Origin of the sequence: Bradyrhizobium sp. CCH5-F6, assembly GCF_001556045.1 — a bacterium.
Taxonomy (GTDB): Bacteria; Pseudomonadota; Alphaproteobacteria; order Rhizobiales; family Xanthobacteraceae; genus Bradyrhizobium.
This window is the reverse complement of sequence record NZ_LSIC01000050.1, coordinates 1-13,012: the sequence shown is the minus strand read 5'-3', so window position 1 is coordinate 13,012 and position 13,012 is coordinate 1. Positions and strand designations below refer to the sequence as shown.

The 13,012-nt window shown below is 63.2% G+C and carries 12 protein-coding genes and 1 pseudogene; 8 read left to right on the top strand and 5 right to left on the bottom strand.

The features are described from left to right. Positions 1–103 precede the first annotated feature (103 nt). Entirely contained in the window at positions 104–988 is an 885-nt protein-coding gene (locus AX729_RS08445; RefSeq protein ID WP_061022124.1) for a dihydrodipicolinate synthase family protein, read from the bottom strand. Between the two features lie 165 nt (positions 989–1,153). Here AX729_RS08445 and AX729_RS08440 point away from each other — a divergent pair, with 165 nt between their 5' ends. Together AX729_RS08440 and AX729_RS08435 are read left to right on the top strand one after the other, a co-directional pair. Next, positions 1,154–2,566 (top strand): FAD-binding oxidoreductase, encoded by a 1,413-nt coding sequence (locus AX729_RS08440; protein ID WP_061021966.1) that lies wholly within the window; start codon positions 1,154–1,156, stop codon positions 2,564–2,566. 7 nt (positions 2,567–2,573) lie between these two features. Beyond that, on the top strand, positions 2,574–3,239 hold the full coding sequence (locus AX729_RS08435; protein WP_061021965.1) for a GntR family transcriptional regulator: 666 nt from the start codon (positions 2,574–2,576) through the stop codon (positions 3,237–3,239). A gap of 5 nt (positions 3,240–3,244) precedes the next feature. Here AX729_RS08435 and AX729_RS40410 read toward each other — a convergent pair whose 3' ends face one another. After that, positions 3,245–3,409: a hypothetical protein gene (locus tag AX729_RS40410; RefSeq protein WP_197433557.1), complete on the bottom strand. Its 165-nt coding sequence runs from the start codon at positions 3,407–3,409 to the stop codon at positions 3,245–3,247. A gap of 285 nt (positions 3,410–3,694) precedes the next feature. Here AX729_RS40410 and AX729_RS08430 point away from each other — a divergent pair, with 285 nt between their 5' ends. Next, positions 3,695–5,716: a YgiQ family radical SAM protein gene (locus tag AX729_RS08430; protein ID WP_061021963.1), complete on the top strand. Its 2,022-nt coding sequence runs from the start codon at positions 3,695–3,697 to the stop codon at positions 5,714–5,716. 555 nt (positions 5,717–6,271) lie between these two features. Here the strand turns inward: AX729_RS08430 and AX729_RS08425 are convergent. After that, complete coding sequence (locus AX729_RS08425) at positions 6,272–7,207, bottom strand: LysR family transcriptional regulator (protein ID WP_061022122.1); 936 nt, start codon at positions 7,205–7,207, stop codon at positions 6,272–6,274. A 129-nt stretch (positions 7,208–7,336) separates the two neighbouring features. Here AX729_RS08425 and AX729_RS08420 point away from each other — a divergent pair, with 129 nt between their 5' ends. Further along, entirely contained in the window at positions 7,337–7,666 is a 330-nt protein-coding gene (locus AX729_RS08420; RefSeq protein ID WP_061021961.1) for a nuclear transport factor 2 family protein, read from the top strand. Continuing rightward, positions 7,663–8,451: an SDR family oxidoreductase gene (locus AX729_RS08415; RefSeq protein ID WP_061021959.1), complete on the top strand. Its 789-nt coding sequence runs from the start codon at positions 7,663–7,665 to the stop codon at positions 8,449–8,451. Before AX729_RS08420 ends, AX729_RS08415 begins: the two co-directional genes overlap by 4 nt. Before the next feature lie 151 nt (positions 8,452–8,602). Here the strand turns inward: AX729_RS08415 and AX729_RS08410 are convergent. Beyond that, a pseudogene (locus AX729_RS08410) lies at positions 8,603–8,803 on the bottom strand (IS3 family transposase); the annotation flags it as partial. A 393-nt stretch (positions 8,804–9,196) separates the two neighbouring features. On the opposite strand from AX729_RS08410, the gene AX729_RS08405 reads away from it, so the two are divergent. After that, a complete protein-coding gene (locus tag AX729_RS08405; RefSeq protein ID WP_061021958.1) occupies positions 9,197–9,421 on the top strand; it encodes a hypothetical protein in 225 nt (74 codons plus the stop codon). Between the two features lie 98 nt (positions 9,422–9,519). Here the strand turns inward: AX729_RS08405 and AX729_RS08400 are convergent, their stop codons facing one another. Continuing rightward, positions 9,520–10,209 (bottom strand): Crp/Fnr family transcriptional regulator, encoded by a 690-nt coding sequence (locus tag AX729_RS08400; RefSeq protein WP_061021956.1) that lies wholly within the window; start codon positions 10,207–10,209, stop codon positions 9,520–9,522. Between the two features lie 92 nt (positions 10,210–10,301). On the opposite strand from AX729_RS08400, the gene AX729_RS08395 reads away from it, so the two are divergent. Both AX729_RS08395 and AX729_RS08390 read left to right on the top strand, forming a co-directional pair. Beyond that, positions 10,302–11,717 carry a DUF1254 domain-containing protein gene (locus tag AX729_RS08395; protein WP_061021954.1) on the top strand — a complete coding sequence of 472 codons (1,416 nt, stop codon included), beginning with the start codon at positions 10,302–10,304 and terminating at the stop codon, positions 11,715–11,717. Positions 11,718–11,733: 16 nt separating this feature from the next. Continuing rightward, positions 11,734–12,771 (top strand): DUF1254 domain-containing protein, encoded by a 1,038-nt coding sequence (locus tag AX729_RS08390; RefSeq protein ID WP_082770380.1) that lies wholly within the window; start codon positions 11,734–11,736, stop codon positions 12,769–12,771. Positions 12,772–13,012: the final 241 nt, after the last annotated feature.

Below are 13,012 nucleotides of genomic sequence, written 5' to 3'. Positions count from 1 at the left end.
ATTGAATCGTTCTAAGAACGGATCGGACCAATCCTCAATCTTCAATTGCCACCACGCCGAGTGCTGCACGCACCACGCGCATTTGCGACGCCGCATCGCGATTCTACGCGATGGCAGGCACCATCAGCGCGTCGAGACTTCGCTTGAGCGCGGCGCCGTCGGACAACGCGCGGAGCGGGGGGCGAACGCGCAGCCAGCCTGTATCGCCCGTCTGCGCCGCGAGGATAGCCTTCAACGTCGCGACCAGAGACGGCGTCTTCACCACGGCATCTGCCGCTGCCTGCATGCGCGCTTCGACATCCTTGCCGTCAAACATGCCCTTGACCAGCTCCGGTACGATGTTGGCCATGCCGCAAATGGTGCCGGCGCCGCCCGCGGCGATCGCGCGGGCGATGTCGGGCTCGTTGCCGACGGTGATGGCGAGCTCGGGCGCGGCTGCGCGGAAGGCCTGGAACTGCTTGAAGTCGCCGCTGGAGTCCTTCAGGCCCGCGACCTGCTTGCCGTAGCGCTTGCGCAGGTTCGCGGCGACCTTCGTCGGGATCGCGACGCCCGACACCTGCGGGATGTGATAGAGCGAGGCGCGCAGCCGATCATCGGCGACGCCGTCGATGATCGCCGCAAAGGCATCCTCGATGCCTTCGGGCGTGACGCTGCGGTCGAAATAGGGCGGCAGCAGCAGCACGTGGCGCAGGCCGAGGCCGAGCGCGGCGCGCGTCAATGCGATGCTGTCGGTGATGGCAGGAAAGCCGCCGCCGATTCCGATGCGTTCGGGCGCAACGCCGGCCTTGAGCATCGCCTCGATGGTCGCGACGCGTTCGCCGACATTGAACGAGGTGCCCTCGCCCGTGGTACCGAACAGCACGACGCCATCGACGCCCTTGCTGAAGAGCTGCTTGGCGTGGGCGGCGAGCCTGGCGGAATCCACACTGCCGTCCGCTGCCAGCGGCGTCGCCGATGCCACCCAGAACCCGCGAATTGCCTCCGTCATCACGCCACCCCTTGCTGCCGTCCCGAGCTAAGCCGCTGATCTCCAACGATCTTCCGCACTTACCGGGATCCCAATTTTGCTTTACTTTCTATCTTGTACCTTACATACAAGACCGACGCAAACCGACACGCCTTGAGCGCAGCCAGAATTTTGAGGAGGTCTCGCATGGACATGGTGACTCCCACCGGGCGGCCCGATCAGTTGCTCGGCGTCCTGCGCGACAAGCTTGGGCAAGCCGCGGTGTTGACCGGCCGCGACGTGCCCGCGCGCAATTGCAACGACTGGAGCGCGAGCCTGCCGCAGACGCCGCTCGCGGTGATCCGGCCGGTCGATGCGCAGGGCGTTGCCGATGCGATTGCGACGTGCCGGCAGGCACGGCTTCCTTTCGTGCCGCAGGGCGGACTGACCGGGCTGTGCCGCGGCGCATCGCCTGAGGACGGCTGGGTCGCGATCTCGCTGGAGCGCATGACCGGAATCGAGGAGATCGACCGCGCCTCCGCGACGATGACGGTCAAGGCGGGCACGCCGCTTGAGACGATCCAGAAGGCTGCGGACGAGGCCGGCTTCTTCTTTCCGCTCGACCTCGGCTCGCGCGGCTCCTGCGCCATCGGCGGCAATCTCTCCACCAATGCCGGCGGCAACCGCGTCATCCGTTACGGCATGACGCGCGAGCTGGTGCTCGGCCTGGAGGTCGTGCTGCCCGACGGCACCATCATCACCAGCCTCAACAAGCTGATGAAGAACAATGCCGGCTACGACCTGAAGCATCTGTTCATCGGCTCGGAAGGCACGCTTGGCATCATCACCCGCGTGGTGCTCAAGCTGTTTCCGAAGCCGCGCTCGACCATGGCGGCGCTCTGCGCGCTCAAGGATTATGCCGCGGTGATCGCGCTGCTCGATGCCGCGCGCAGCGGGCTCGGTCCGCTGCTGTCGGCCTTCGAGGTGATGTGGCCGGACTATTGGGACGTGATCACCACGCGCGCCGGGGTGAAGCCGCCGGTCGCCCCAGGTCACGGCCTCTACGTGCTGGTGGAGGCGCAGGGCACCGACGAGAGCCTGGACGCACCGCGCTTCCAGAGCTGGCTCGAAGAGCTGATGGAACGTGGGCTGCTCGCCGACGCCGCCGTCGCGCAATCGCTGGCGCAGACGCAGGCCTTCTGGCGCGTGCGCGACATCTGCGCCGAGTTCGGCCAGGTGCTTGGGCCGCACATCTCCTACGACATCGGCCTTGCGGTGGCGCGCATGGACGAGTTCGTCTCGCGCTGCAAGGCGGCGCTGGCCTCCGGCATCAATGGTTGCGAGAGCGTCTATTACGGTCATATCGGCGACGGCAATCTGCATCTCGTCTCCTGGGTCACCGGCCTCTCCGTGGCGCAGCAGCCGAAGGACGCGATGGACGCGATCATCTACGGGCTCGTCCGCGACATGGGCGGCAGTGTCTCGGCCGAGCACGGCATCGGCACGCTGAAGAAGCAGTGGCTGGGCCATGCCAGGAGCGAGGCCGAGATCGCGCTGATGCGGACTCTGAAGGCTGCGCTCGATCCCGATCGCCTGCTCAATCCCGGCAAGGTGATCTGACAGCGCCATGCGATCGCTCAAGCTCGACACGCCGAAATCGCTGTCGCAGCGGGTGATGCAGCGGCTGCGCCAGGCGATCATCGACGGCGAGTTCGCGCTGGGCGCTGCCATCTCCGAGGAGATGGTGGCCAATTCCTTCGGCGTCAGCCGCACGCCGGTGCGCGAGGCGATGGGACAGTTGCAGGCGCAAGGCCTGGTGGTGATCCGGCCGCAGGTTGGTAGCTTCGTGTTCACGCCGAGCGCGGAGGACATCAATGCGCTCTGCACCTTCCGTATCGCGCTGGAGCCCAGGGCGGCCGAGCTCGCCTTCCGCCACGATCGCAAAGCGGCGATTGCGGCAATGAGCGCAGCGATCGCGGCGATGGAGCCGGCGGTCGCGGCAAGAGACAACATCGCCTATGGCCGCGCCGACGCGGCCTTTCACGAAGCCTTGTTCGCCCATTGCGGCAACCGATATCTCGCAGAAGCCTACCAGCTCGTCTCCGGCCGCGTCGCCGCGCTTCGCACCAATCTGACCTCGCCGATCGACGTGCGCACCCGCACGTCCTTCGACGAGCATCGCAGGCTGCTCGATTTGTTCGCACGCGGCGAGTTCGTCGCCTTCGAGAGCCTGATGACGACGCACATCACCAATTCCGGGCGCGTCTACGCGAAGGCGCTGCAAGTGGATTAGCGGGTCTACCGCTGTTCCTTCGGCGGCTGCCTGTCGAGAAAATCCAGCGCGGTGTTGATCTGGTCGAGCTGGTGCTCGATCTTGTCGCGATCCTCCACGGACGGCGCCTTCTCGAGCTGTTCGACGAGCTTCTGCTTCCGCAACAGCAAGTTCTCTATGACCGTGCTCACAGCTCCCCCATCGCAGAGGCGACGTCGCGAGCGCCGAAATGACGGAGGCGCCTCAACCCGGGTCCGAGTCGAACCCTCGACCAGAATGTTTGCTGGCACGGTTGGTTCCTACGGCCGATATCCGATCGAGGACGGAACCCGCCGTTCGCCGCATTGCGCGCTCCCGGCGTCGGCATGAATCGATCGGTGTGTGGGCCGTGTCACAGTCGCACAGGCCATCACAATCGGCGTGGCGGCACAGCGATCGGTTGAATTTGCGGGCCCGGGGTCCTATGCGTAGGCGCCATGGACACCCAGATGATCACCGCCGCCAAGCCGCTAATGGCGCAGGCAAAGCCGCGCAAGCCGGCGCCGTTCCTGCCGATGAGCCGCGCCGAGATGGATGCGCTCGGCTGGGACGCCTGCGACATCGTGCTGGTGACCGGGGACGCCTATGTCGACCATCCGAGCTTCGGCATGGCGATCATCGGCCGGCTGCTCGAGTCGCAAGGCTTTCGCGTCGGCATCATCGCGCAGCCGGACTGGCATTCGGCCGAGCCGTTCAAGGCGCTCGGCAAGCCAAAGGTGTTCTTCGGCGTCACCGGCGGCAACATGGACTCCATGGTGAACCGCTACACCGCGGACCGCCGCATCCGCAGCGACGATGCCTACACGGCCGGCGGCGAAGGCGGCAAGCGGCCGGACCGCTGCACCATCGTCTACGCGCAGCGCTGCCGCGAGGCGTTCAAGGACGTTCCGATCGTGCTCGGCGGCATCGAGGCCTCGCTGCGCCGGATCGCGCATTACGACTACTGGTCGGACAAGGTGCGCCGCTCGGTGCTGGCCGACGCCAAGGCCGACCTCCTGCTCTACGGCAACGCCGAGCGCGCCGTCGTCGAGGTGGCGCATCGGCTTGCGGCCGGCGAGGCACCACGCGAGCTCGACGACATCAGGGGCGTCGCGCTGTTCCGCAAGGTCCCGGCTGACTACACGGAGCTGCACGCCGACGATCTCGATTCCGCCGACGAGGCCGCGTCACGGACGAAAGGCCCGACCGTGATCCGGCTGCCGGCCCTGGAGCAGGTCGAGCAGGACAAGGAAGCCTATGCCCGCGCCTCACGCGTGCTGCACCGGGAAAGCAATCCCGGCAATGCGCGGCCGCTGGTGCAGCGTCACGGCGACCGCGATCTCTGGCTCAACCCGCCGCCGATCCCGCTGACCAGCGAGGAGATGGACGCGGTCTACGACCTGCCCTATGCGCGCGCACCGCATCCCTCCTATGGCGAGGCGAAGATCCCCGCGTGGGACATGATCAAGTTCTCGGTCACGATCATGCGCGGCTGCTTTGGCGGCTGCACCTTCTGCTCGATCACCGAGCACGAGGGCCGCATCATCCAGAACCGTTCGGAGGGCTCGATCCTGCGCGAGATCGAGAAGATCCGCGACAGGACGCCGGGCTTCACGGGCGTGATCTCCGACATCGGCGGCCCCACCGCCAACATGTACCGGATGGCGTGCAAGGACCCGAAGGTCGAGGCCGCGTGCCGAAGGCCGTCCTGCGTCTTCCCCGAGATCTGCCCGAACCTCAACACCTCGCATGACGATTTGATCCGGCTCTATCGCAAGGTGCGCGAGACCAAGGGCATCAAGAAGGTGATGGTCGCCTCCGGCGTGCGCTACGACCTTGCGGTCGAGAGTCCCGAATACATCAAGGAGCTCGTCACCCATCACGTCGGCGGCTATCTCAAGATCGCGCCCGAACATACCGAGCGCGGCCCGCTCGACAAGATGATGAAGCCGGGCATCGGCGCCTATGACAAGTTCAAGCGGATGTTCGACGCGGCGGCCGAGCGCGCCGGCAAGAAATATTACCTGATCCCCTATTTCATCGCGGCGCATCCGGGCACGACCGACGAGGACATGATGAACCTCGCGCTCTGGCTGAAGAAGAATCGTTACCGCGCCGACCAGGTGCAGACCTTCCTGCCCTCGCCGATGGCGACCGCAACCGCGATGTACCACACCGGCGTCAATCCGTTGCGCGGCGTGCGCCACGGCGGCAGCGACAAGGTCGAGGCGATCAAGGGCCTGCGCCAGCGCCGCCTGCACAAGGCTTTCCTGCGCTATCACGACCCCGACAACTGGCCGGTGCTGCGCGAAGCCTTGATCCAGATGGGCCGACGCGACCTGATCGGCTCGCAGCCCCACCAGCTCGTGCCCGCGCACCAGCCGCCGGGCACCGGCAAGGCGGCCGGCACGAAGCGGCCGATGCGCCCCGGCGGCAGGACGCAGCGCTTCACGACCAAGGGCCTGCGGGTGATGAAGTAGCCGGCGGGAGCCGGATCGGGGCCGGCTCTGCGTGGCGCTGTCGCACCTCCAAAACAAAAATGTCGAAAACAACCCCATGCACAGTAGACGGGGTCAGCAGGATCAATGACTTGGAGCGCGACGCGCTTGCGATGGCCCGTCATCGCGGCCTGGCTTGCTGATTGCCCACAAGCTTTCGAAAACTGCCGCGGACTCTCCTGATTTTACGAACGTTGCATCGTCGGGCAAAACAGGCGCATGATGGCATCATCGCGAGACGTGGGAGAGGGCGAGCCCCTCAGCGTTTCGGTATCGACATCCTCGAGCTTCACACAACATCCTGCCCGCATATTGTTTCTCGCCTGTTCGAATCGCGGCAGGGGATCGCGTTTCTAATCGCCGGCTCAGCTGGCAGCCCAGCAACGTCTGCGAGATGACCGCACCGGCCCTTCTCGCCCTGGTTCAGCATGCTCATGGAAGTCGGGTTTCCCAGGCAGTGCGGAAGTCAGCCGTCTTAGCCGGTTAGGCTGCTTGTGACCCATAACCGAAGTTGAATTCACAGCGGTCGAATGTCCGTTACTGGCGCTTCCGAACCTTTGACGGCGTCAGGGTAATGCTGGCTCCACTTTGCCGCCGCGCGAAGTCGACGAACGCCTTGAACGCGGCAGTCGGGTTGCGTCGGCTCGGATAGTAGAGGCTCAACGGCGACAGAATGGGCGTCCAATCCTCAAGCACGCGCACAAGGCGGCCTGCCTCGATGTCGTCTCGTACGTCGGATTCCATAGCTAAGGCCAGACCAACGGACGCGAGGACTGCGGTGCGCGCGAGGCTAGCTTCGTCGAGGGTGATGGCACCCTCGACGTCGATATGGACCGATTGTCCATCCTTCTCGAACGGCCAGCGATGGATCGCGCCATTCGGGAGCCGGACGCGGAGACAAGTATGCTCGGTGAGGTCCTGGGGGGTCAGGGGCGTCCCGTGCGCTTTCAGATAGCTCGGTGTGCCGACCACAACATTGCGCCGCAGACCCCCCAATGGGAGTGCGATCATGTCGGCCGGCACGAGGTCGGCGCTACGAACGCCGAGGTCGAAGCCGGCCGCGACAATGTCGACCAAGCGCCCCTCTGTAACGATGTCGATGTGGACCTGAGGGTGAGCGCGCAGGAACGGCAGGACAAGCCAAGAGAAGATTTCCCGCGCCGCTGTCGGAAAGGCGTTGATGCGCAGTGTGCCCGAAGGGGTGGCCTGTTGAGAGCGCGCAACCTCCATCGCCTCATGAATGTCCTGCACGGCAGGAGCGACTTGCGCGACGAACCGCTGACCTGCCTCCGTCAAGGAGACGCTTCGCGTCGTCCGGTTGAAGAGCCGCACGCCGAGCGTGCGCTCCAGCTTTCCGACCGCGTTGCTGAGCGCGGTCGTTGAAACCCCGAGCTCAAGCGCAGCCGTGCGAAACTTGCCCCGGCGGGCGACCATGAGAACGGCATCCAATTCGTTCAGGCTGCTCTGCAACATTGTCCCGATTTTCGTGATGATGCATTCCGAATTGTCCTGATTATCGCTCCAAATGTCCATCGCTATCTTGGCTGGCAGGCGCACTTGCAGCCGCCCCAGGCTGCGACCGAAGCAAACAGGACAAAAACAATGTCACTCGAACTACCTACCCCGATCGCAGCGTATGTAGCTGCGAACGCCCGCCTCAACGCCGATGGCATGCTGAAGCCCTTCGCAGCCGACGCCGTCCTTCTCGACAATGGTGCCGTTCTTCAGGGGCGCGCTGAAATCAGGCGCTTGCTCGAAGAAGCGGTGATCGCCGCCAAGGCGATCTTCACGCCGGACACTCTCCGGCACGAGAACGGTCAGGTCGTCCTCGAAGGCCCCGCCCGTGGCGACTTCAAGGGCAGTCCGATCCGCTTCATCTACCGCTTCACGCTCGAAGATGACGCGATCAAAACCTTGGAGATCACCGCATGAAAATCGCAGTTGATCCGTCAGAGTTCGCGGGCAAGCGCGTGGTCGTCAGCGGCGGCAGCAAAGGCCTGGGCCGCGCCACCGTCGACCGCTTCCTGGCCGGCGGCGCCCGGGTGATCACCGCCGCCCGCGGAGCGATGGCGCCCGTAGACGGCGTCGCGTTCGTCCAGGCGGACCTGACAACTTCCGAGGGTGGAGAAGCGCTTGCCGAGGCGGCGCTTGAGCGTATGGGCGGCGTAGACATTCTGGCTCACGTCATCGGCGGTTCGTCCACGCCAGGCGGCGGCTTTGTCGCGCTGACGGACGAGCACTGGCTCTCCGAACTGAACCTGAACCTTCTGGCCACGGTCCGCCTCGATCGTCTCCTGGTGCCGCAGATGATCGCGCGGGGCGCGGGCGCGGTGGTGCACGTCGCCTCCATCCAGTCGGTCCTGCCTCTGCCCGAGGCGACCACCGCCTACGCCGCCGCCAAGGCCGCCCTCAGAACCTACAGCAAGTCGATCTCCAAGGAGCTGGGACCGAAGGGCGTGCGGGTCAACGTCGTCTCCCCCGGCTGGATCATGACCAAGTCCTCCGTCGACCTGTTGAAACGTCTGCAGGCCGCCAATGGCGGCACGATCGAGGAGGCGCGGCAAGTCGTCCTGGACAGTCTGGGCGGGATTTCCATCGGGCGTGCGGCCGAACCTTGTGAGGTCGCCGACGTCATCGCCTACTTGGCCTCGGATCGCGCCGCCTCGATCCACGGCGCTGAGTTCGTTATCGACGGCGGCACCGTCCCGACCGTCTGATCAAAGGGAGGCGTTCACGCTTGGCCGAGCTGGCCTGGCGTGGACAGACGCATGCCATGGCCTGATTGTCCCGACCTCCGCTCTCCGGCATTAGAGCGACTGTCCGCTGCTGGCCGATAGCTGAGCTGCTGCCGGTTTGATGGACACCCGGTTAAGCTAATCCCACCTTGCTCTCGAACTCAACCGGGCTGAGATAGCCGATGGTCGAGTGCCTGCGGGTCGTGTTGTAGAATCGTTCGATGTATTCGAACACATCGGCGCGTGCCTCGTCTCTGGTTCGATAGATCTTGTTGGCCGTCCGCTCTGTCTTGAGCGAGGAGAAGAAACTCTCCATCGCCGCATTTTTCCAAATGCAGCGCGATCCTCCTCAACCAGGCTTCGCCCCTGCTCTGCCTGCGCCAAGTGCAGTGCTACGAAGATGACCTGGCCTCCGTTCCGTTCTATCAATCCTCGTACCCGACCCGGAAAATCTCGAGCCACGGTCGGTTCGGGGGCGAATGTGAATACCAATGATCGCTTCTGCTTGGCGGCCTCCTCGAACACCGCTATCCAGAACTGTTCGCGCAAGCGCGAAAAAGCTTCCGTGCCGAACGGAAACACCGCGCCGACCGCGTCGACGACGAGGTGATTGTGAAACAGCGCAATCCCCGTCCGCGCCGCAAGCTGGCGCGCGATGGTCAGTTTGCCCGAAGCGACCTGCCCATAGATGAAAATAAGCTGCATCTGATCACCCCGAAGGCTCCTCTTGGAAATCGCGAAGTCGAGACGGCGCGTCGGCTATGACGCCGGCTATTCGACCATGCCGACGACGGCAACCACGGCTTGGGCCGGAAATAACGGACGCATCGCCCAAAGCGACGTCAATGACCCATTTCAGACATTCGCATCGGAGTTTGCGCGCAACAAGGGCAGGCTGGCAGCGAGGCTCTGGCAGGACGGACAGATTCATCATCATGCGTACATTGCATGAAGCATTCTCTGGCGGGGACGACTGGGCGGCGGCTCCAGTTCGCGGCTTCCAGCAAACTTGACTCACCGAAGAGTGAGATCACGCGCAAGCCGCGAACCTCAATCATCCCTCTCGGCGTCGGCATATCGACGCAGCGCATTGACGTCATTTACGATGATCGAGCGATAGGTGTGCGTGAGCCAGCCAGCGTCCTTGAACTGCTTCAATGCGGCATTCACCTGCTTGCGCGATGCATTGGCCATGATGCCCAGCTCGCTCTGAGTCAAGGGCAGAGGGGCTTCACCAATTCTTATCGTCCGCTGCAGGACGGAGGCGATGCGACGATCCGCCTGGGGCTTCTGCAAATCATGCACGACCTCGAGCAAAGTTTCGACGCTCATCATCAGGATCTGCGCGATGTGGTGCGAGACCGTGGGGTCTTTCGCCGCCATTCGGTCCAGCGCATCGAGCGGCACGTGCAACAGCGTCGTATCAAGGGCAGCTCTCACCTCTCCTCGTCGCGGCTTCCTCGTTAGAAAGCAGGCCTCTCCCGTCCAGTGGCCAGGTATACCGAGCAGCATCAAGCGCGGTGCGTGATCGAGGGGCGCCAGACTGACGCTAATGGTGCCAGCCACGAGCCCGTAAATTCCGCCGGGCGGATCGCCGACGTGAAACAGCGCCTCTCCCTTCTTCAATTGAATCAATACCGAATGATCCAGCACGTCCGCCCGAAACTTGCTTGGTACCCGGGTGAGCCAGCCCGACGAGCTTGCGATCTTTTCGGACTCAACCTTAGATATTTTTCGCATCAGCGCTCACTTTGTCCGATTTCGGACAATCTTGCATTTTGAGGTCGTTAAACTCAAGCGCGCCTACAGCTCGGAAGAGAGGGGTTCGAGTGATGACAACGCCATTAACCCGTCGCGACTTCGTACTCGGGACGGCTGCCATATCCGTCGGCGCCAACACGAATGCCGCCGCGGCCACAGCGCTTGCACCGGGCGATGCGCGAGCTATTGCCAGGGAAGCGACAATCTACGGCGTACCGATGCTGGAAAATTATCGCATCATGAGGTCGTACTTCGTCGATCGCGACGATCCCGAGTTCAAGGCGCCGTGGAATGCAATCAACAACGTCGCGCGCGTCTTTACCCCGGACGACAAGGCGATCCAGACACCCAATTCCGACACCCCATACTCTCAGCTCGGCGCAGACCTGCGTGCCGAACCGCTGGTGTTGACAGTGCCCGCCGTCGAGAAGAGGCGGTATTACTCATTGCAGTTCATCGATCTCTACACGTTCAACTTCGCCTATGTAGGAAGCCGCGCCACGGGCAATGATCCCGGAAGTTTCCTGCTGGCCGGCCCACGATGGCAAGGCGAGAGGCCGAAAGGCATCAAGGCGATCATCCGTTCCGAGACCGAGCTCAATCTGGTGCTGTACCGGACACAGCTGTTCGACCCGGCCGACCTCGACGACGTCAAACGAGTCCAGGCTGGCTACAAGGTCCAGACGCTATCCAGCTTCCTGGGGCAACCGGCTCCGCCCCCAATGTCCGCAACCCGTTTTCCAGCACCACTCACGCAAGACGAGCAGAAGAGCTCGCCAGAGTTCTTCGTTCTCTTGAACTTCCTCCTGCAGTTCTGTCCGACGCATCCGTCCGAAAAATCTCTAATGGCTCGCTTCGCGAGGCTGAACATCGGGGCCGGAAAGAACTTCGATCCAGGCAGCCTGTCGCCCGAAATGCGCAAAGCCGTGACGGACGGAATGGCAGACGCCTGGAAGGCGTTTGCCGAGTTCAAGGCGAAGGAGGTCGATACCGGCAAGCGCACCGCGGCGGACGGATTTGGTACGCGGGCCATGCTGAAGAACGACTACATGGCCCGGATGGCATCCGCCGTGCTGGGCATCTACGGCAATACCAGGGACGAGGCGATGTACCCGGCTTATTTCCGGGATGCAGACGGCGGCATGCTCAATGGCGCAAACCGCTACGTGCTTCGCTTCAAGTCAGGACAATTGCCGCCAGCCAATGCCTTCTGGTCCCTCACGATGTACGAGCTGCCGTCGAGCCTGCTCTACGCCAACAAGATCAACCGCTATCTGATCAATTCGACGATGCTCGATAGCCTCAAGCGCGATCCCGATGGCGGTTACACACTCTACATCCAGAATGAAGCGCCCGGAGCGGATCGCGAGTCGAACTGGCTGCCTTGCCCCAAGGGACCGTTCTGGACGACGCTTCGCATATACTGGCCCAAGGCAGAGGCTTTGAACGGCCAATGGAAGCAGCCCCCGTTGCAGCGCGTCGTCTGAGCGCAAGGAGATTGGCATGAAGATCGGCCGTGTTTCTGTTCTTGCAGTGATGATCACGTCAGCGCAATTCGGTATGGCGCAAAGCGGATTCCCCGCAGAACATAAGCCCGCTCTGGTAACGCCCGAGAACTTTGCCCGCGCGGAATCGGATCTGTATTTCGGCGGCGTCGTGAAGAACGGTGGCTTTGGAAAATTCGACCATACCCGTTCGCCCGCGCCGCTGGACAAGCAAACTATCATCCGTCTCAACCGAGACACGCTCTATTCGGCCGCCGTGTTCGACCTCGATGCCGGGCCCGTCACCATAACGCTGCCGAACGCTGGCAAGCGATTCATGTCGCTACAGGTGATCGACGAAGACCAATACACCTTTGGTGTGTTCTACAAGCCCGGCAGCATCACGCTTGCGCGAAAGGATGTCGGCACACGCTATGCTTTGGCCGCCGTTCGAACCCTCGTCGATCCGGCCGATCCCCAGGACCTCAAGGAGGTCCACGCCCTGCAGGACGCGATCAAGGTGTCGCAGAAGCAGGCGGGGAAATTCGAGATTCCCGATTGGGACCAAGCAAGCCAGAAGAAGGTGCGTGATGCATTGCTGGCACTGGGAACCACACTTCCCGATACGAGCCGAATGTATGGACGCAAGGGGGAGGTTGATCCCCTCCGCTTCGTGATCGGCGCAGCCCTTGGCTGGGGGGCAAATCCTCCAAAGGAGGCACTCTACCTCAACGTCGTCCCGACCCGTAACGATGGCACGACGGTCTACAGGCTGAACGTGAAGGACGTGCCGGTGGACGGGTTCTGGTCGATAAGCCTGTACAACGCGGAAGGCTACTTCGAGCCCAACCAGTACAACGCCTATTCGCTCAACAACATCACGGCACGAAAGAACGACGACAATTCAGTATCCGTGCAATTCGGCGGCTGTGACGGAAAGATTCCCAATTGCCTGCCCATCATGAAGGGCTGGAACTATATGGTCCGGCTTTACAGGCCGCGGGCGGAGATATTGAACGGAAAGTGGAAGTTTCCGGAAGCCCAGCCCGACAAGTAGATTTCGGCAACGCCTATCCGGGTTCACTAAAGCGGAATGGGCTTGGGTTGAATCGATTGCCGCGGCTCGTTCACTCTCCCGCTTGCGGGAGAGGTCGGCGCGTCCCGGGCGAAGCGAAGCATCGTCCCGCGCGCCGGGTGAGGGCTGTCTCCTCTTGGGGATTGTTCCTGGGATTTTTCCTGGGGATTGCCCCTTTGCGGAAACACCCTCTCCCCAACCCTCTCCCGCAAGCGGGAGAGGG

Bases quoted from the DNA above. Each gene is read 5' to 3' on its own strand.
- AX729_RS08445 (WP_061022124.1), bottom strand. From the start codon at position 988: ATGACGGAGGCAATTCGCGGGTTCTGGGTGGCATCGGCGACGCCGCTG.
- AX729_RS08430 (WP_061021963.1), top strand. From the start codon at position 3,695: ATGGACACCCAGATGATCACCGCCGCCAAGCCGCTAATGGCGCAGGCA.
- AX729_RS08415 (WP_061021959.1), top strand. From the start codon at position 7,663: ATGAAAATCGCAGTTGATCCGTCAGAGTTCGCGGGCAAGCGCGTGGTC.
- AX729_RS08425 (WP_061022122.1), bottom strand. From the start codon at position 7,207: ATGTTGCAGAGCAGCCTGAACGAATTGGATGCCGTTCTCATGGTCGCC.
- AX729_RS08420 (WP_061021961.1), top strand. From the start codon at position 7,337: ATGTCACTCGAACTACCTACCCCGATCGCAGCGTATGTAGCTGCGAAC.
- AX729_RS08440 (WP_061021966.1), top strand. From the start codon at position 1,154: ATGGACATGGTGACTCCCACCGGGCGGCCCGATCAGTTGCTCGGCGTC.
- AX729_RS08390 (WP_082770380.1), top strand. From the start codon at position 11,734: ATGAAGATCGGCCGTGTTTCTGTTCTTGCAGTGATGATCACGTCAGCG.
- AX729_RS08395 (WP_061021954.1), top strand. From the start codon at position 10,302: ATGACAACGCCATTAACCCGTCGCGACTTCGTACTCGGGACGGCTGCC.
- AX729_RS08400 (WP_061021956.1), bottom strand. From the start codon at position 10,209: ATGCGAAAAATATCTAAGGTTGAGTCCGAAAAGATCGCAAGCTCGTCG.
- AX729_RS08435 (WP_061021965.1), top strand. From the start codon at position 2,574: ATGCGATCGCTCAAGCTCGACACGCCGAAATCGCTGTCGCAGCGGGTG.